The 17515-nt window shown below is 62.3% G+C and carries 18 protein-coding genes; 3 read left to right on the top strand and 15 right to left on the bottom strand.

Annotated elements, in window-relative coordinates; translation table 11 throughout:
• Positions 1–44 precede the first annotated feature (44 nt).
• From CAL18_RS14730 to CAL18_RS14780, 11 genes are all read right to left on the bottom strand, one after another.
• The gene (locus CAL18_RS14730; protein ID WP_094818161.1) at positions 45–905 is read right to left on the bottom strand and encodes an SMP-30/gluconolactonase/LRE family protein; all 861 of its coding nucleotides are present in this window, start codon (positions 903–905) and stop codon (positions 45–47) included.
• On the bottom strand, positions 898–2532 hold the full coding sequence (locus tag CAL18_RS14735) for a class I adenylate-forming enzyme family protein (RefSeq protein WP_094818162.1): 1635 nt from the start codon (positions 2530–2532) through the stop codon (positions 898–900). Before CAL18_RS14735 ends, CAL18_RS14730 begins: the two co-directional genes overlap by 8 nt.
• A 43-nt stretch (positions 2533–2575) precedes the next feature.
• Positions 2576–3652: an ABC transporter substrate-binding protein gene (locus CAL18_RS14740; RefSeq protein ID WP_170940363.1), complete on the bottom strand. Its 1077-nt coding sequence runs from the start codon at positions 3650–3652 to the stop codon at positions 2576–2578.
• An 80-nt stretch (positions 3653–3732) separates the two neighbouring features.
• Positions 3733–4545 (bottom strand): SDR family NAD(P)-dependent oxidoreductase, encoded by an 813-nt coding sequence (locus CAL18_RS14745; protein WP_094818164.1) that lies wholly within the window; start codon positions 4543–4545, stop codon positions 3733–3735.
• A gap of 38 nt (positions 4546–4583) precedes the next feature.
• On the bottom strand, positions 4584–5432 hold the full coding sequence (locus tag CAL18_RS14750; RefSeq protein ID WP_170940364.1) for an ABC transporter permease: 849 nt from the start codon (positions 5430–5432) through the stop codon (positions 4584–4586).
• Positions 5433–5463: 31 nt separating this feature from the next.
• Positions 5464–6279, bottom strand: a complete 816-nt coding sequence (locus CAL18_RS14755) for an ABC transporter ATP-binding protein (RefSeq protein WP_094818166.1) — start codon at positions 6277–6279, stop codon at positions 5464–5466.
• Between the two features lie 81 nt (positions 6280–6360).
• Positions 6361–7563, bottom strand: coding sequence for an acetyl-CoA C-acyltransferase (locus CAL18_RS14760; protein ID WP_094818167.1), 1203 nt, complete (start codon positions 7561–7563; stop codon positions 6361–6363).
• 2 nt (positions 7564–7565) lie between these two features.
• Complete coding sequence (locus tag CAL18_RS14765; RefSeq protein WP_094818168.1) at positions 7566–8354, bottom strand: aspartate/glutamate racemase family protein; 789 nt, start codon at positions 8352–8354, stop codon at positions 7566–7568.
• A gap of 63 nt (positions 8355–8417) precedes the next feature.
• Positions 8418–9236, bottom strand: coding sequence for an aspartate/glutamate racemase family protein (locus CAL18_RS14770; protein ID WP_094818169.1), 819 nt, complete (start codon positions 9234–9236; stop codon positions 8418–8420).
• A gap of 21 nt (positions 9237–9257) precedes the next feature.
• Positions 9258–9773 (bottom strand): MaoC family dehydratase, encoded by a 516-nt coding sequence (locus CAL18_RS14775; RefSeq protein WP_094818170.1) that lies wholly within the window; start codon positions 9771–9773, stop codon positions 9258–9260.
• Positions 9774–9785: 12 nt separating this feature from the next.
• The gene (locus CAL18_RS14780) at positions 9786–11729 is read right to left on the bottom strand and encodes a flavin-containing monooxygenase (RefSeq protein WP_094818171.1); all 1944 of its coding nucleotides are present in this window, start codon (positions 11727–11729) and stop codon (positions 9786–9788) included.
• Between the two features lie 267 nt (positions 11730–11996).
• Between CAL18_RS14780 and CAL18_RS14785 the strand changes: the two genes are divergently transcribed.
• On the top strand, positions 11997–12254 hold the full coding sequence (locus CAL18_RS14785) for a hypothetical protein (protein ID WP_094818172.1): 258 nt from the start codon (positions 11997–11999) through the stop codon (positions 12252–12254).
• 33 nt (positions 12255–12287) lie between these two features.
• On the opposite strand, the gene tssI is transcribed toward CAL18_RS14785, so the two are convergent.
• From tssI to aac(6'), 3 genes are all read right to left on the bottom strand, one after another.
• Positions 12288–13022, bottom strand: a complete 735-nt coding sequence (tssI, locus tag CAL18_RS14790; protein ID WP_170940365.1) for a type VI secretion system tip protein TssI/VgrG — start codon at positions 13020–13022, stop codon at positions 12288–12290.
• Positions 13023–13283: 261 nt separating this feature from the next.
• Positions 13284–14468 (bottom strand): MFS transporter, encoded by a 1185-nt coding sequence (locus tag CAL18_RS14795; protein WP_094818174.1) that lies wholly within the window; start codon positions 14466–14468, stop codon positions 13284–13286.
• A gap of 112 nt (positions 14469–14580) precedes the next feature.
• Positions 14581–15063 (bottom strand): aminoglycoside 6'-N-acetyltransferase, encoded by a 483-nt coding sequence (gene aac(6') / locus CAL18_RS14800; protein WP_094818175.1) that lies wholly within the window; start codon positions 15061–15063, stop codon positions 14581–14583.
• Between the two features lie 432 nt (positions 15064–15495).
• On the opposite strand from aac(6'), the gene CAL18_RS14805 reads away from it, so the two are divergent.
• On the top strand, positions 15496–15708 hold the full coding sequence (locus CAL18_RS14805) for a helix-turn-helix transcriptional regulator (protein ID WP_017245590.1): 213 nt from the start codon (positions 15496–15498) through the stop codon (positions 15706–15708).
• 47 nt (positions 15709–15755) lie between these two features.
• Positions 15756–16769, top strand: coding sequence for a replication protein RepA (locus CAL18_RS14810; protein ID WP_212589939.1), 1014 nt, complete (start codon positions 15756–15758; stop codon positions 16767–16769).
• A gap of 454 nt (positions 16770–17223) precedes the next feature.
• On the opposite strand, the gene CAL18_RS14815 is transcribed toward CAL18_RS14810, so the two are convergent.
• Positions 17224–17463 (bottom strand): helix-turn-helix domain-containing protein, encoded by a 240-nt coding sequence (locus tag CAL18_RS14815; protein WP_054286750.1) that lies wholly within the window; start codon positions 17461–17463, stop codon positions 17224–17226.
• Positions 17464–17515: the final 52 nt, after the last annotated feature.

A 17515-nucleotide genomic window follows, 5' to 3' on the forward strand; every position in this document is an offset into this window, starting at 1 on the left:
ATGTCTTGCTTGTTTCAGATGCTGGTGCAACATGCCCGTTTCTTTCACCGGCCCGGCACGGTCGACCTGAACACCCGCAGTTGCGCGCTCTTGAGCGACCCGACCAGTACGCTGCATCGATCGGATCCCTGGAATGCAATGCTGGTGGGTTTGTACAATTGCGCGCCCTGTGGATCTTCAGCCAGGCAATGAAGTCGCCGGTCTGGCGAAATGGCCAGAATGGCGTTTCGGGTGAGCTCCGTCACCCAGAGGTTGCCGGCGTCGTCGAACGCCACTCCATCGACATACGCGCCGGCGTACACAGGATCAGGGCCATAAGTCTCCCAATCTCCCAAGGTGCCTCCCCTGAGCAGCCGGGCTCGCCGGATCCGGCCCTTCGTGGTCTCTGCCACATAAACCCATGCGCCGTCATGATCGAAGCGAAATTCGTTGGGAAAATAAAGCCCTGCGCTTACCACTTCGAGCCGCCCGCCCCGGCTGCGCAGCAGTTGCCCGTCGGGGCGTGGCTGATTGATCGCCTCGCCGAGGTCGTCGGACGTGGTGGACACGCTCAGCCATAACGCGCCGTCGGGACCGACCAGCGGAAAGTTGGCGGCGCCCAGCCTGCTGCCGTCCGCCAAAGTGGCGTGCAGCGTCGACTCGTTCCCGTCCGCAGACAGGGCGAACACGGTCCTATGCCCGATATCAGCGATCACGAGGGTCGACTCGTTGAGAAGCGCCAAGCCGTTCGGTAAACCGTGCCGCCCCCCCATCAGCGCCTGAGTCCCGTCTGGCGAGATATGGCAAGCCAGCGCGCGACGATCCGACACGACAATCGAGCCATCGGGCAACGCCAGCACCGATTCCGGGCGCGCCAGGTCCCGGCCCACCGGCTTGCCGGGTGACAAGACGGGCACTTCAGACATGGCTGCCCATCGCCGCCCGGGTAGCGGATTCTCGCGCTGCCAACAGCTGCTGGCGCAGCACGCCCTTCTGGATTTTTCCGGTGGCGGTCTGCGGCAGACTGTTCACGAAGAAGATCTCTTCCGGCACCTTGAAGTGCGCAAGCCGGGCCCGGCACCAGGCTTTCAGTTCGTCGGCCAGCGACTGGCTAACGCCGCCCGCCTCGGGCTGCCCTCCGCGCACCACCACCACGGCGCCGACCCGCTCGCCCATCAGGTCATCAGGCATTCCGATGATGGCGCACGATTCCACCCGCGCATGCAGGGCGAGCACATGCTCTATCTCCACCGAATAGATGTTCTCGCCCCCCCGTATGATCATGTCTTTCTTGCGGTCAACGAGATAAATCAGTCCCTGCGCGTCCCGGTACCCGACGTCGCCGGTGTGCAGCCAGCCGTCGCGCAGGGTTTCCTGGGTTTCCTGCGTGCGACCGAAATAACCGATCATCACACTCGGGCTGCGAGCCAGGACCTCGCCGCGCTCGCCCGGCGCCACATCGCGCCCCTCGTCATCGACGATGCGCACCTCGCAGCCTGGCAGGGGCCAGCCGGTGCTGCCTGCCTTGTCCAGCGCCAGCGCACCCGGCAGCACGCTGATGGTGCCGCACGATTCGGTTTGACCCATCCCGTGATAAAGCTGCGCGTTCGGAAACAGCCCCTGCACTTCGGCCAGTCGTTCCGCAGGCATGGGCGACGCACCGAAGCGCACGTTGATGACGCTGGACAGATCGCGCCCCACCCGCGCCTCTGAACGCAACATCATCAGCAACATAGCCGGGACGCAGCCGAACCCCTGCACCCGGTGCCTCTCGATCAAATCGAATATGCGCTCAGTGCTGTAGGTGTCGACGACAAGGGTGCCCCCATGAGCCAGCGTGGGGTACGACCACGAATGCGACGCCACATGAAAGAGTGGCGTGATGGCCAGATTGACGAGGTCCTCGCGCGCATATCCCCAGGCGTGGGCTGCCTGCAGCGCGCCAGCGATCAGAGTGCGATGCGTATGGATCACGCCCTTGGGCTTGCCGGTGGTGCCCGAGGTATAGAAGATGACGGCGGCGGCATCCGGGTCCGGCGTTTCTGGGGCCGTGTGATCCTGCGCGTCGCCGGTGGGAGCAAGGTCCAGCGTGGCGAGCGGCACCTGCCGGTCGAACAGGCCCGCCAGCTGCCCCAGGAATTCGGCAGGCAGGCCGGCGTGCATGAACAGCGCCGCAGAGCAATCGTTGACCAGATAGGCCAACTCATGAGGCGTCAGCTTGGGGTTTACCGGCACGGCCACGCAACCCGCGCGCAATACGGCGAAATAAGCGATGACATACAGATCGCTGTTCTCGGCGCATATCACTACCCGGTCGCCGGCCCTCAGTCCGTAATGGCGCTGCAGAATGCCGGCGGCTGAGTCCACCGAGGCAGCCAGCTGCTCGTAGCTCAGCTTGCGATTCTCGAAGACCAGGGCGGTGCGATGGGCCAGGGACTGCCGGCGATGCAGTATGTATTCCGGGTAGCTGTGATTGCGATGCACGTGCAGTGCATCGGCCAACCAGGTGGGCAACGCCGGCCTATCGGCGGGGACGTGCGGAAAGCTAGGCATGAGACTCTCGGAAAAAGGCGGTCGACTGATCTCGGTCTTGCGGCTAGGGCTTCCAGTTCCGTGCCCGGACCCGGATTTCCTCCTGGTCAAAATCGTTGATCTCTTTCATCAGCGCGGGGTCCCACAGACGCTCCAGCGACTCGCCCTTGGTCAGCTGTCCGCCCAATTGGTTCAGCCGTATATAGCCTTTGACTTGCTGCAGCGTGGAATTGCCCCACATGCCGTCCACTTCGTACACGTTGTCCAGGCGATTCTTCAAAGAAGGCAGAGCCAGGCGCATGGCCTCTTCCTCGCTGACGCCGCGCATGCGGGTCTCCGGGAAATGCTTCCAGTGGATCCGTACTGCGGCTTCAGGATTGGCCTTGGCAAAAACCGTCGACTTCGCGATGGCGCGGCCGTAGCGTACGAACGTATCCCGGTTTTCGTCCAGAAACTTCTTGCGCGCGATGATGACCCCGCTGAAACCGACCTCGTCGCGGCCGGTCGCGCTGCTGCTCAGCCGCCGCAACGCCTGCCCGTTCGCCTCGATCTGCCCGTACAGGCCATCGAACAACACCAGCGCATCGATTCGCTTCGTCGTAAGCGCATGGGCTGCCTCGACGCCTTCTCCGACGGCGACGAAACGCAGCGACGCCGCGTCGCCCCCCGCAATCTGCACCAGCGCCTTGGTCGTCTGCACCTGCGAATTGCCCAGGGTCTGCACGCCGATGGTCTTTCCAGACAAGTCCTTCAGGTCGGCAATGGGGCTGTCCGGCAACACCACCGGCATGCTCTGGAACCCGTTGATGAAGGTGTAGAAGCCCACGATGCCCGCGTCAGGCATTTTGTCGAGCAAGGCCAATGGAGCCGAGCTGGCCGGCACGGCGATATCGACCTTGCCGGTGCCCAGCGCCTGCGTCGCGACCGTCGCGCCGCCCATGTGCAGCATCTGGACGTCGATTCCCTCTTCCTTGAAGAAAATCTCCATCGGTACCGATGTGTTGTAGGCGGCATAAGGCGGGGTAGACACGGTCGCGTTCGCGACGGAAAGTTTCCGCGGTTCTTCCTGGCTGGCCGCATGCGAGGGGGCCAGCGCGAGCATTCCCGCGCCAGCCATTGCCGCCGCGATGCCGAGTTGCATCAAAGTGCGTCGAGTCGTCATTGTTGTCTCCGGTTATCGTTATTCAGTTCTTCATACCTGCCACGCCGCCTTGAACGGGGTCAGTCTCGCGTTTCCCCGCCATCGGCGACCAACACCGCACCGTTCACGAATCCGCAAGCCGGCGAGGCCACGAATGCCACCAGGCGGGCAATTTCTTCGATTTCGCCCCAGCGATTGCCGGGCAGCGAGATCCGCTTGCCCCATTCGTCGCGAAGTTGCTGCGGCGTGAGATGGTCTTGCCCGGTGCGCGCGGCAATGTCTTTGCACCAGCGCGCAAATCGCTCCGGCGCGTTAATGCGGCCCGGGGCCACGCTGTTGACGCGGATGTTTCTCGGCCCGAATTCCATGGCCAGGGCCTTGGTAAAGCGATTCTCCGCGGCTTTGGCTGGCCCGCTGCAGGTGGAATAGAACGGCGCATCCAGCACGGACGATCCGGATGTGCCCGTGACGTTCACGATGGTGCCGCCGCCGCTGTCGAGCAGAATGGGCAGGATGCGCTGGGTGACACGGAACATGGCCAGGAAGTTCATCTGCATGGCGTGCACCAGTTCCGCGTCCGTCACGTCGAAAAAGGGCTTGTAGATTCCGGTTCCAGCGTTGTTCACCAGAATGTCCAGTCCCCCGAATGCCTCGCGCGTGGCCGCCGCCAGGCGTTCGATGTCGTCCAGGCTGGTCACATCCGCGACTTCGGTGTGGATACGCCCGTCGCCCGCGCCGCGCAGCTCCTGGGCCGCGGCATCCAACCTGTCCTGGTGGCGCCCGCACAATATGACGTGCGCCCCTTCGGCCAACAGGTTGCGGGCCACGGCCAGTCCGATGCCTGCGCTGGATCCCGTCACCAGCGCGCGTTTACCTTCAAGTTGCAGATCCACGTTTCAATCTCCTGCGTTAATGCGGAAGGACCGGCGCATCAGTGGCCAGCGCCGTCCACCGTCGTCCCCATGCGCGCGGCCACCCACCGTTCGCATACGGTGGTCAGGGCGTTCAGCGTCAAGCCCATCAACATCAGCAATACCAGGCACGCATATACGCCCGGCACGTCAAACTGAGCCTTCGCCTGGAGCATCGCAAAGCCCACGCCCGAATTGGTGCCGACGAATTCCGCCACCACCACGCCGATCAGCGCGAATATCGCCCCGATGCGAACCCCGGCGAATATGTACGGCACGGCGTGCGGCAGCCGCAGCTTCCAGAACTGCTGCCACCGGCTCGCCCCCAGAGACTGCAGAAGCTCATAGTGGTCAACATTTCGGTTGCGCAGGCCCTGCAGCGTATTGACCATCATCGGGAAGAAGCACACGATGGCAACAATCGCAATCTTGGAGAGTTCGCCGAAGCCCAGCCACAGCACTACCAAGGGCGCGATAGCCACCTTGGGCATGCTCTGGAACGCCACGATGTAAGGGGTCAGCACCCGTTCGAGAAAGCGGCTGCTCGACAGCACGCCCGCCGTCACCACCGCCACCACGAAGGCAAGACCGAATCCCGCCACCAGCGCGCCCATTGACGCAGCCAGGTTGCGCAAGTAGATGCCATCCGCGATGCCCTCTGCCAGTACTGCCATCACGCGGCTCGGCGCCGCCACGATCATTGCGGAAATCCACTGGTTGCGCGCGGCCAGTTCCAAAGCGCCGATCAGCACAATGGCAATGGCAGCCGAGGCCAGCCACCCTTGCCTGCGCTGTGCAGACCAGGCTGCCGCGCGATGCGTCTTCATGGCGGGCGCCACGCCTGCCAGTTTCTCGATGTGTTCAGGCATACCGCCTCCGATTGTCTTGCTGTCCATAGAATCAGCTCGCGGCTCTGGCTGCGCCATGCAGCAGTTCGCGTATGTCGCTCACCAGGTGATGGAAAGCCGGGTCACGCTTCGTTTCCAGACTGCGGGGCCTGTCCAGCTGTACCGAAATCTCGCGCAGCATCCTGCCAGGGCCGGCGGACATGACGAAGATCCGATCCGAGAGCAGCACGGCTTCCTCGATATCGTGCGTCACGAACAACACCGTCTTGCCGAAGTTCAAGTGAATGCGTTGCAGTTCCAGGTTCAGTTCTTCCCGGGTCATGGCGTCGAGCGCACCGAACGGCTCGTCCATGAACATCAGCGCCGGGTCGTGCAGCAGCGCCCGGGCGATGGACACGCGCTGCTGCATGCCGCCGGACAACTCCGCGGGCCGCTTGTGGGTGGCCGAGGCCAGCCCGACCTTTTCCAGAAGTTCGGCAGCGCGGCGGCTTGCCGCGGCTCGCGGCAAGCCCAGCACCTCGGCAGGCAGCAATACGTTCTGGATCGCGGTACGCCAGGGCAACAGCGCGGCCGCCTGGAAGACAAACCCATAGCAGCCCGGCTGCAACGGTGCGCCATCCGCCAATGTGATTGAACCCGAGGTGGGCCTGACCAGGCCCGCCGCCATCTTCAGCAGCGTCGTCTTGCCGCACCCGCTCGGCCCCAGCAGACTGACGAACTCACCCTTGTTAAGGCTCGCCGTCACAGGGCGCAGCGCCACTGCGTCCACATCTTGTGCGGTCCGATATGTTTTGCTGACTTCGCTGAAGCGCAGCAGCACCTCAGGCGCTGCCACGCCGTTGGCTCGGGCTGTCAGATTGCCATCCATGTCTCTCTCCTAATGTGCCGGCTATCGCCCCGTGTATCCGGGTTCCGTCCAGCGTCGCTGCCTGCCGGCTCTGTTCGTGTGCTACGTGACCCGCTCCATCGCCATTGCCAATCCTTGTCCGACGCCGACGCACATGGTCACCAGCGCCCGCTTCCCAGCCCGACGCTGCAGCTCCCTGGATGCGTGCAGCACCAGCCGGGCCCCTGACATACCCAATGGGTGGCCCAGCGCGATGGCACCGCCGCAGGGGTTCAGGTGCTCGGCGTCGTCGGGCAGCCCCCAGGCGCGCGAACACGCCAGCACCTGCGCCGCGAAGGCCTCGTTCAGCTCGATCACATCGAAATCGCGCACCGCATGGCCGATACGCTCGGTCAGGGCGCGCACCGCCGGAATGGGCCCCACGCCCATGATGCGGGGCGCCACCCCTGCACTCGCGGCGCCCATGATGCGGACCAGCGGCCGCAACTGCAGCGCAGCCAGGCCGGCTTCATCCGTCAGCACCACGGCGGCTGCCCCGTCGTTCACGCCCGCCGAATTCCCCGCCGTCACGCTGCCCTTGGCAAACAACGGGCGCAACGCCGCCAGGCCCTGAGCCGTGGTGTCGGGACGAGGGTGCTCATCGTGTTGGACATGCACAGTCCGGGCGTCGGCCGTCGGCACATCCAGTCCGATTACATCGGCCAGCAGATGACTGCGGCCCGCCGCGGCGCGCTGCTGGCTGCGCAAGCTATAGGCGTCCTGGTCTTCTCGACTGATGCCATGCTCGTCCGCCACATTCTGCGCGGTCTGCGGCATGGAATCCGTGCCGTACATGGCCTGCATCATGGGGTTCACGAACCGCCAGCCTATCGTCGTGTCGTGAATCTCGCCGTGACGGCTATACGCCGCCCGCGCCTTTGGAATGACGAACGGCGCCCGGCTCATCGATTCAACGCCACCGGCAATCACGACATGGGCCTCGCCGCTGGCTATCATGCGCGCACCGGCGGCGACGGCATCAAGCCCGGAGGCGCAGAGGCGATTGATCGTCACGGCGGGAACCGACGCATCCAGCCCCGCCAGCAGCGCGGCCATGCGGGCGACGTTGCGGTTGTCTTCCCCCGCCTGATTCACGCAGCCGAGCACGACTTCGCCGACGGTTTCCGACAGCCGGGGGTGGCGCCGCAGCAGCTCGCGTATCGGCGCCGCGGCAAGATCGTCGGTTCGCACGCCGGCCAGGGCGCCGCCATAGCGTCCGATGGGCGTACGGACGCCGTCGCACAGGTAGACCGGGCGTCCCGTCATGCTCACATCAGCTCCGGGATGTCGTACGCTTTTCCGACGCGCCTGACCAGTTCCTCGTCCGGCGCGGCGTACAGACATGCGCGGCTGACGGACACGCCGGTGAGCTGATGCATGCGCACGCGCATTTCGGCCGCCTTGGCGAGCAGCGTATAGGTATCCAGGATCGGCACGCCATCGACCTCGAAAATCCCGCGCTTGGCCATGAGCGCTCCCGGTGGCCCAGCCGCAAAAACGACTTCCGCGCCCATCTCGGCCGCCTTGCGGGTCGCGGCCACCATTTCCTTTTCCACTCGGTCGGCCACGGATGCACTGGTGAATGCTTCCTCCTGTGCCCGGACGTCGTCGAATCCAATGGGCACCAGCCCCGCCAACCTGTCACGCAGACCATAGCCAAGCACAATCTCACGGTATCGCGGCACCATCTTGCGATTGGGCGTGATCACGGCAAAACGCTCGCCCATGGTGCACGCGGTAAAGCAACTGTTCTCCATGAATGAAAGCACCGGTATGGACAGCATCTCGCGCAGGTCGACCAGGGCGGGATCCAGCGAATTCGCAATGGCGAATGCGTCGTAGCCGCCGTGCTTGCGTATGTGCAGGCCGTTGCGTATGACCTCTTTCTGGTCATATTGGAAGAACAGGCGGTATTGGTCCCCCAACACGCCCTCGGGTGTGCCCCGCACATCCACCGTGGTGCCCGAATCGACTGCCCGATCCACCAATTCCTGCACGGTCGCCAGAAAGGCGCTCATCTTTTTCTCTGACGACAACAACTGGAACCAGATCTTCATCTTGTCTCCTGATAGTTAGTGGTATCGCCGTGCGCGGCCACGCCACGCCCGGAGTTAGAGGCTTCAACGGCTGCCCGGACCCGGTACCGACGGATAGATATAGTTGCCATAGGCCTTGCGCAGCTCTTCGATCTGCTCCAGCGGAGGGGGCGCGTAGAGACGTCGCTTGCTGATGAACCGACCCGTCAGCGACTGGATCTTGACGGCCATCTCGCCCATCTTGACCAGGCTGGTGATGCCATCCAGGATGGGGATTCCGCATTGACTCTGGCTGACCTGCCAGTGCGCCAGCAATCCCGACACCACGCCGCCCGCCGCGATCAGGACTTCGGCGCCGGCCTTGTCCGCGGACTCTGCGGCCGCTTCAAAGTCGGACAGGATGCGCGCCTTGGACTGCGGATTCTCGAACCCCCCTTCAAGATCGTGCAGACGAGTGATGTTCATCTTGTGCGCACCCACGAAGCGTTTCTCGAGCCCGTACGTGGTCACGTTTTCGACGATGCGCGGTGTGAACTTGTCGTTGATGGTGATGAAAGAGAACGACGCGCCCATAATGCAAGCCAGATGCATGGAACTCTCGCACAATCCCAGCACGGGAATGTCCGCCACTTCACGCGCCGCCCGCAGTCCGGGATCGCCGATGTTGCCGATCAGGAATGCGTCGAAGCCGCGATCGATGGCCTGGTGAACGTTGTCCAGGAGTTCAGCGGTTTCCAGATATTCCAGGTATCGGAACTGATCGCCGATGCCGCCCACCTTGGTCATGCCATGCACTTCGACCTCGGTTCCCGCCTCTTTGGCACGATCGATCACACTGTGCAGCACGCGCTGATATCCCGGCCAGTTGGGCAGGTTGGTCATGCTCTGATACCAGATCTTCATGATGTCTCCTCGTTGGGTTGCTTATTTTTGATCGGCCGGCATGCGGCCACGCTTGTAAATCATGGCCTGCCTGTGGCATTCGGCAATGAGTTCACCGCTCTGTTTGTAGCCGCGGTGGCAGAGCGAGACGATACCTACCTCGGGGCGCGACCGGGACTCCCTTACCGCAAGTACCTCGGTCGTCACCCGGACGGTGTCGCCATCGAACAGAGGAGCCGGAAACCGCACGTCGCTCATGCCCAGGTTGCCAACGGTCGTTCCGACTGTGGTGTCGTTGACGCTGATGCCCACCACCAGCCCCAGTGTGAAGAACGAATTGATCAGCGGACGTCCCCAATCGGTCTCGGACGCACAGAACTCGGCGTCGATGTGCAAGGGTTGCGGATTCAAAGTCAGGCAGGAAAAAAAGGTGTTGTCCGCCTGTGTGACGGTGCGGCGCAGCCCATGCTCGATAAGCATGCCAGGCTGAAAATCTTCCAGGAACAGGCCTCCTCGCTGAACAGTCTGGCGAACGGCTGCTGCGTGTCGGGTCGACATATCGATGGCCCCTCAGTTACTGGGTGCCGCACTGGCCGCGTTGTCGCGCCGGGGCTCCACGTTGTAATCCGCGTGGTTGGGCTTGTGTGTCAGGGTCCAGTAATCGAGCAGCCGCCAGGGGCTGTTCGTGGTCACGCGGCCCTGGCTGTTCCGATACCAGTTGTCCACGTCCTGCCTCGACCAGACCATTCCTTGGTGCATGGCGTCCACGGTTTCGTTGTAGGCATCGTGAACGTCCTGGCGGCATTCGATGGCGCCCCATCCTTGTTCGCGCATACTCACCAGGCACTGGACCGCATAGCGGGTCTGGCACTCGGCATTGAAAATGGCACTGCCGCCATAGCCCAGGTTGGTGTTCGGGCCATACAGCAGGAACAGATTGGGGAAACGCGGAACGGTAATTCCCAGGTAGGCGCGGGGATTGTCGCCGTCCCATGCGTCGCGCAATCTGATGCCCTGGCGCCCCGTGATGTCGATGGTGGACAGCATGCGCGAGGCCTGGAACCCCGTGGCCAGAACGATGACGTCAAGCGGATGGTGCTGGCCGTCGGCGCTCACGATTCCGTCGGCACGCACTTCCGAAATGGGCGACACGACAAGGTCCACGTGATCGCGCCGCAAGGTCTTGTACCAGTTGTTGTCCAGCAGCACGCGCTTTGCGTATGGGGGATAGTCCGGCAGGGCTTTCTCGATCAGGTCAGGCCTGCCCGCCAGCTCGTGTTTCAGGTGGCGCACCATGTTCCGCCGATAACTTTCGCTGATTGCATTGATCGACCCACCGTCGCCTTGCCAGGACGGATCGATCTTCAGCGAGGGATAGACGGCGTCGCCGTAACTCCAGATCAGTTGGGCACGCAGCCAGTGCGCATAATAGGGCAGCCGCTCGAACAGCCAATGATCCGCCTCGCCGAAGCTGCGGTGGTACACCGAGTTCGGCAGCACCCAATGCGGTTCGCGTTGGAACACCGTCAGGTGTTCCACTTGATCAACGATCGCCGGCCCTACCTGCATGGCGCTCGCGCCGGTGCCGATCAGGCCCACCCGCTTGCCGGCAAGGTCCAGCTGAGGATCCCACTGGGCAGTATGGAGCACTTTCCCATGGAAAGTATCCAGGCCAGGGATGCGGGGAATCGATGGGATATTCAGCTGCCCCACCGCGCTGATCACCCCGTCGTAGGCCTGCACCCGGCTATTTCCCTCGGCATCACGGATCGTCACCTGCCATCTCTGAGCGGCTTCGTCATAGACAGCCGCGCGCACGTCGGTCTGCAGATGAATGTTCTGCCGCACGCCGTACTTGTCTACGCAATGCTCGAAATAGGCTGCGATTTGATCGCGCTTGGCGAAATGGTGGTTCCAGGGGAAGCGGGGCTCGAAGGAGTACGCGTAGAACATGCTAGGCGTGTCCACGCCGCAGCCGGGATACTGGTTCTCGTGCCAGGTTCCACCGACCGACGCGTTCCGGTCGAACACATCACACTCCAAGTCCGCGCGCTTGAGCTCGATTGCCGCGCATATGCCCGACATGCCGGCTCCGATAACTGCCACGCGCATGGCCGGGCCGTTTCGCGCACCCGGTTGCTTGCCGTAGGGGCGTTCCTTCGTGAAGCCCGCCTGGTCCAGCATCATGGGCGCGTATTGCTCAACCTCGGACGCCGGCACGTCAGTCACCAGGCGGACTAGGTCCTGCATCATCTGCATACCTGGCTGCGCCGACGCCCGCGCGTCGGTCTCTGCGCATAGGCACTCGTATGCCTTGGCCCTGACCTCCCGCTGCAGCGCAGGGGGCAGGCCAGCCTTCACCGGTCCGGCAGCCTTTGCCGCGAGCAGGCGCTGCAACAGATCCCTGTCATCCGTGGCCTGTATCAGCGCGGCGGCAAGCGGAAGCAAGTCAGCCCTCTCGACCCAGTCTTTGCGGACCCCTGCGTCCTCGGTGGCCAGCCTCCGTCCATCCATCTGCCCTCTCCTTAATCCTGACCATGCCTACCTGGCGTTTACCAAATAGTATATTTAGATTACTCGCGAGTAAACAAAAATAAATGCCGGGTTTTCACTAGGGCGCAATGGCAAAAGTCGCCCATTGGAAGGCGGCTTCTCGAAGATTCGGGGCAATGCGGGCAAGACGGACTTGCATCTGGGACGGCGCGGGTTCGGCGCCGCCTCTTCGGCACGCGGGCGTCCGGGCCTGCTGCCCAACGCGGCGATCGGCGCCGACGGCGGCGGATGCCGCTGCACGCACGCCTGCAGCAGGCCGGCTACCGCATCAAGGCTGACATTGACGTGTCGACGGACGGGCGCGTGCGCAAAACAGCCCTGCTTAGCGATCCCGTTGCCAAACAATTCGAAGACAGCAAGGGGATGGCGGGCGATTTCATCGTGCCGGGGCCGATCTACGAATTGGTCGAATGCCTGAGCGCATCCGGCAACGGCAATGGTCAGGCACATTCTTGCGTGAAGGCCCGAGCCCATCAGGGCATCTGACATCCCGCGGGAGTCAGATACCCCTTTGGCCGCTCAGTTCAGGCTGGCGCCAGAGAGCTTCACGATTTGCTGGTACTTGTCTTTCTCGTTGACGAACTCGGGGAACGCCTCGGCGGTCATGGGCTCGGCTTCGGATCCCATAGCCGGCAGGCGCTGGCGCACATCGGGCTGCTGCAGCGGGGCGCGCGAAATCACTTCCAGGCTGGTCGCCGGCTTGGTGAAATCGTAGTCGGTCGTGGCGTAACCATCGGGCGCAATTTCCGACGACACTTCCCACACAGACACGTACTCTTCATTGGGCCGGGACAACCGGTCGGGCCCGTAGTACGGAATGTCGCCATACCCCGCCACGGGCTGGTGCATGGATGCGTCGTCCGTCATCACCAGGGTGTGTTGCCCGTTGCTGTGCTTGAAGTAGTAGTAAATGCCCTCATGCTCCATCAACCTGCTGATGAAGGCAAAGTCGGTTTCCTGGTACTGCACGCAGTATTCCCAGTTCCGATAGACACCCGTCAATGCGGTTTCAAACGGAAAGCCGTATTCCGCCAGCACGTCCCGGATCACATCCGGCGCACTCATGTTCTGGAAGATCTTGTTGTCCGAGGTCTGCGTCAGGTACCACAGCCACGGGCGCACCGTGGCTTTATAGATGTAATAGCGCGACGTGGCGTTTTCCCGGCCGATCAGTTCGCAGCGTGTGATCTGCCCGTTCAGATAGCGCGGCCCGGCCTGCGTGTCGATTTCCAGCGTCAGGGGCTTGCCCAGCAAGCCATGCCTCAGAGCAACAAGGCGAGCGTCCAAAAAGATGGCGGCCCAGCGGAGGTCATTGTTGGAACAAGCGCGACGCCAGAGCAACGGCCGCCTTGCGATTGCGAATTGATCCTACCGTGATCCCCCACGGCGGCACAACGCGGGATTGCCGCAGACTGTGCAACAGTATGCAACCTGTCATCCACGGCAGGAAGATGCAATTTCAATATGGCGACCGAGCCAGCCGGTAACGCAACACTATTGCGTGGCGTGACGCAATCACCCTGCAGACACGGCGCCTGGCGTCTTTTTGCTGCTGTACGCCAGCCACGCCAGCCCCAGGCAGATCAGCACCAGCGGCGCCAGCGAGCCCAGGTTCAGGATAGTCCAGCCCTGGGTGGTCACCAGCATGCCCGAGGTCAGCGAACTGACCGCCATGACCGCGAACACGCAGAAATTGATGGCGGCCTGGGCGCGATCTTTCTCTTCGGGCGCGTAGGTGCTCAGCGCCAGCGTGGTGCTGCCCGTGAACAGGAAATTCCAGCCCACCCCCAGCAAAAAGAGCGACAGCGTGAAGTGATGCAGGTCGGTGCCCGACAGGGCCACGCCTATGCACACGAAATTCAGCAGCGCGCCCCAGCCCATGATGGGCAGCACGCCGAACCGCTTGATCAGATGCCCCGTAAAGAAGCCCGGCGCGAACATGCCGATAACATGCCATTCCAGCACAAAAGCCGCGTCGGCAAACGGCAGGCCGTGATGCTGCATGGCCAGCGGCGTGCCGGCCATCAGCAGGTTCATGATGCCGTAGCTGAGCGCGCCCGCGCCGGCCGCCACGATAAACGCGGGCTGCCGCGCGATCAGCGCCATAGGGCGGCCGCCCGCCGCGCCCGGCTTGCGCACCGGCGCAGGCGGAAACCGCATGAACGACAGGATCGCCATGGCCACGAGGGCAACCGCCACCAGCGCCAGGTAAGCGGCCACAAAAGGCGTAGCCAGCAAACCCCGGGTATACGACGCCAGGTTGGGGCCCAGCACTGCGCCCAGCAGCCCCCCTGCCATGACCAGCGAAACCGCCTTCTCGCGCGCCTGGGGCGCGGCCAGGTCGGCCGAGGCAAAGCGGTACAGCTGCCCGTTGGCCGAGTAATACCCGGCAATCGCCGTGGCCGTGCACAGCAGCCAGAAGCTCTGGATATACGTGGCAAACGCGCACAGCAGCGCCGACCCCAGCGCCACGGCCAGCCCCAGCATGAAACTGGCCTTGCGCCCATAGCGCGTCTGCGTCCACGCCACCGGCCCCGTGCACAACGCCCCGCCCACCACATAGCCCATCACCGGCAACGTCGCCAGCCACCCATATGGCGCCAGCTCGAATCCCACCAGGCCGTTGATGGCAATGAAGGTGACGTTATTCGTGAGAAAAAGGCCCTGCAGAACAGACAACAGCCAGAGGTCGCGATTCATTACGGGATACGTGGATGAGGGCCGAAGGAAGGTTTATTTATATATGCATATTACCAGTCGAAATATGAGGGAGGTTCCTGCATAGAATGAGGAATATTCAGAAGCCGTCCCGCTACCTCAGCCACTTATTAAAAAACACCACCCGCTCGGTCTCGACGAACCCCAGCGCCCGGTGCAGGGCATGGCTATGCACATTGTCGATCAGCGCATCCGACGCCAGTTCCGTGCAACCGGCCTGCGCGGCCCACCGCTGCACGGCCCCTGCCAGCAACCTTGCCGCGCCCTGCCTGCGGTACTGCGGGTCCACATAAATACCCTCCAGGAAAGCCACAGGCGAGGACGCCGTGCCGTTGACATAGTCATAGCGCAACGCAACCTCGGCCACCCCCACGGCGTCGGGCCGCGCGTCCGCGTACACCAGGAACACCGCCCACCGCTCGGATGCAGCGACGATATCCGCCATTTCCGCCAAGTGTTCAGCGCGCGCGCATTCCGGCCATAGCGCCTGCCGCAGCTGTAGCCAGGCGGCGTCGTCTGCCTGAACGCAGCGGCGTACTGTCAGGTGGGATGGGGAGGGTTTTTGGGGGGGATTCATGTTGTGGCCACGGTCTGGAATCGGGGGTGGCCTTGCGTGCGGCTGAAAGGGCATACCGCATTTGGCAGGTCGTCTCTGTGCTGATCCGAAGAAAACCTTTGTGTAGGGACGTGCGGCCAGACGTTTCTGTTACGGTGTCTGACACCCTTCGGGAGTCAGACACCTGGAGCATGTTCAGACGTTAAACCAGAAATCTGGCCGTAAAGCGTTTATGGATGCGGAATTGCTCCTATTGTCACTCATCTTGTAGTCACCCCCATATACACTTTGGCCGCTGCTACCCGGAGCGAGGCCCGCGCATCGCTTGCCTGACCCGCATCGCTGCTGTCGGATTTTTTCCTGCAAAAATTCCCTTCTGGGAATCCGTGACCGCTGCCGGGTCGTCGCCTGAAACTTCCTGCATCGACTTTCAATGTGCAGGAGGTGGGGACGATGAAAATTCTACGCCGCAAGGCCGTCTGCGAAAAGCTTGGCGGCATCAATGACGTAACGCTCTGGCGGATCACACGCGATGATCCGACATTCCCAGTATGCATCCAGATCAACAAGCGGGTTGTCGGATGGCTGGAACACGAAATTGATACCTGGCTCGGACAGAAGGCCGCAGCCGCCCGTACCGCCAGCAACAACGCTGTCCATCCCTGATCGCCGCGATCTCGCAGGTCAAAGGTCAGGATTCGACGATGCGCAGCATGGGCAGTTTGCTGGACACTGGCTTGGCAGAAGCCACGCCCAAGCGCGATCCGCTGCCGTGGATCAAGCAGAAAGCTGCCGAAGTGACGAAACAGGCGGAGCAGCACGACGCCGCCCATGCATTGACTCCACGGGTACGCCACTTGATCGACGAAGCTGTGGAGCTGGAGATCGAGCAGGCCCGCAACGCAGGCGCTACAGGCTACATCGCACACTTTCTGGCGCAGGCCACACTTCCTCATACAGACCCCAAGACCAACCATTTCAAACGCGGCACGGGCAAGCTGAGCCTTTCCATCGTAGCCAACCCCGACTATGGCGTACCGTATGGCGGGCTGCCGCGCCTGCTGCTGGCGTGGATGTGTACTGAAGCCGTTCGCACAGGTAGTCCCGATCTATCGCTTGGGCGTTCCCAGGCGGCATTCTTGCAAAGTCTTGATCTGCACAATGATGGCCGGTACATCGCGCGAGTGCGTGACCAGAGCTTGCGGCTGGTGCATTCGATGATTACCGTCGGTGGTGCAGATGGCGATGCGCTGCACGTCAGAAACATCCTCATCGCGGAGGAGGCGTTCGTCTTCTGGAGCTCTCGCGATACGGTGCGACGAGGGGCATGGGAAAGCTCGATCACCTTGAGCACAGACTTTTTTAAACGTCTGATCGGCGCCCCCGTGCCACTCAAGATGGAGGCACTACGTGCGCTCATAAAGTCGCCTCTGGCGATGGACATCTACACATGGCTGGTCTACCGCATGTTCACTTTGAACGTTGGGGCAAGCAAAGGAGGCAAACGGCTTGTTCACGTGCCATGGACTGGCCTAATGATGCAGTTCGGCTCTGGCTATGCGAATACTCCCAAGGGGCTGGCCAACTTCAAGACCAATTTCCGCCTCCGGCTAAACGAAGCGCTGCTGTTCTATCCCGAGGCTCGGAACCACATCGAGGAAACGAAAGATTGCCTGATCCTCACCCCTGCACGCCTGCATATCGCAGCGACCAAGAGGAGGGGATAAGCCTGTGGGCTTTTCGGGCTGTCCACGTGACATCACTAGCAAGACGGAAACCCTTGCCAGAGCTGGCTTTGGTGCCACTTCTGTAAATTGTCCACGTGACATCGCTAGTCATCGGTATGTGACATCACTAGCCGTTTTACGTGACATCGCTAGTCAAGATCAACGTGTGAGGTCGCCTGTAAGCCCCGCTGGGACGGCGATTCAGCCAGGAGGAGAGGTCGCCTCTAGTAGTTCTGCTTTTAGGTTTTTCCTAGTATTTATAAATACCTAGTAGCTACCGCCCTGCGGCTGTGGAAAATCCTTCGCTCCCTCCGGTCGCTGCGCGGCTACTCGTTACTCAAAAAACAGGGCTACTTGGCGTCGGTTTTCTCAACATGCTATCGACAGGCCTGCCGGGGCAACTCGCCCCCTGTCAGATGACATCGTAACGTTACGATAACGTAGCGCTACGATGTTACGGTGCTGCCTCCTGTCCAGCTGCAGGCGCCTCCAGCAGTACCGAAGGCTCCACTTCCAGCGCTTCGGCCAGCTTGAAGATGTTGAGCAGCGCGATGTTGCGCTGGCCGCGCTCAACCCCACCCAAATAGCTACGGGCTAAGCCGCTCTCCAACGCCAGGCGCTCTTGTGACCACCCTTTGGTCTTCCGTATTTCAATCAGCTTCAGGCCAAAGCGCACTCGCGGATCAAGGGCCATATCTCTCTCTTTTCAAAAAGAAAGAATCTATGAGTGCCCGCCATATAAGGCC

Source organism: Bordetella genomosp. 7, from assembly GCF_002261415.1.
In the GTDB taxonomy this organism is placed as follows: domain Bacteria; phylum Pseudomonadota; class Gammaproteobacteria; order Burkholderiales; family Burkholderiaceae_B; genus Bordetella_A.

Coding starts and splice junctions, on each gene's coding strand:
- CAL18_RS14735 (WP_094818162.1), bottom strand. CDS start 2,532: ATGCCTAGCTTTCCGCACGTCCCCGCCGATAGGCCGGCGTTGCCCACC.
- CAL18_RS14780 (WP_094818171.1), bottom strand. CDS start 11,729: ATGGATGGACGGAGGCTGGCCACCGAGGACGCAGGGGTCCGCAAAGAC.
- CAL18_RS14755 (WP_094818166.1), bottom strand. CDS start 6,279: ATGGATGGCAATCTGACAGCCCGAGCCAACGGCGTGGCAGCGCCTGAG.
- CAL18_RS14815 (WP_054286750.1), bottom strand. CDS start 17,463: ATGGCCCTTGATCCGCGAGTGCGCTTTGGCCTGAAGCTGATTGAAATA.
- CAL18_RS14760 (WP_094818167.1), bottom strand. CDS start 7,563: ATGACGGGACGCCCGGTCTACCTGTGCGACGGCGTCCGTACGCCCATC.
- CAL18_RS14785 (WP_094818172.1), top strand. CDS start 11,997: ATGCCGCTGCACGCACGCCTGCAGCAGGCCGGCTACCGCATCAAGGCT.
- CAL18_RS14810 (WP_212589939.1), top strand. CDS start 15,756: ATGGGCAGTTTGCTGGACACTGGCTTGGCAGAAGCCACGCCCAAGCGC.
- CAL18_RS14730 (WP_094818161.1), bottom strand. CDS start 905: ATGTCTGAAGTGCCCGTCTTGTCACCCGGCAAGCCGGTGGGCCGGGAC.
- CAL18_RS14750 (WP_170940364.1), bottom strand. CDS start 5,432: ATGCCTGAACACATCGAGAAACTGGCAGGCGTGGCGCCCGCCATGAAG.
- CAL18_RS14765 (WP_094818168.1), bottom strand. CDS start 8,354: ATGAAGATCTGGTTCCAGTTGTTGTCGTCAGAGAAAAAGATGAGCGCC.
- CAL18_RS14740 (WP_170940363.1), bottom strand. CDS start 3,652: ATGCAACTCGGCATCGCGGCGGCAATGGCTGGCGCGGGAATGCTCGCG.
- CAL18_RS14795 (WP_094818174.1), bottom strand. CDS start 14,468: ATGAATCGCGACCTCTGGCTGTTGTCTGTTCTGCAGGGCCTTTTTCTC.
- CAL18_RS14770 (WP_094818169.1), bottom strand. CDS start 9,236: ATGAAGATCTGGTATCAGAGCATGACCAACCTGCCCAACTGGCCGGGA.
- CAL18_RS14775 (WP_094818170.1), bottom strand. CDS start 9,773: ATGTCGACCCGACACGCAGCAGCCGTTCGCCAGACTGTTCAGCGAGGA.
- CAL18_RS14805 (WP_017245590.1), top strand. CDS start 15,496: ATGAAAATTCTACGCCGCAAGGCCGTCTGCGAAAAGCTTGGCGGCATC.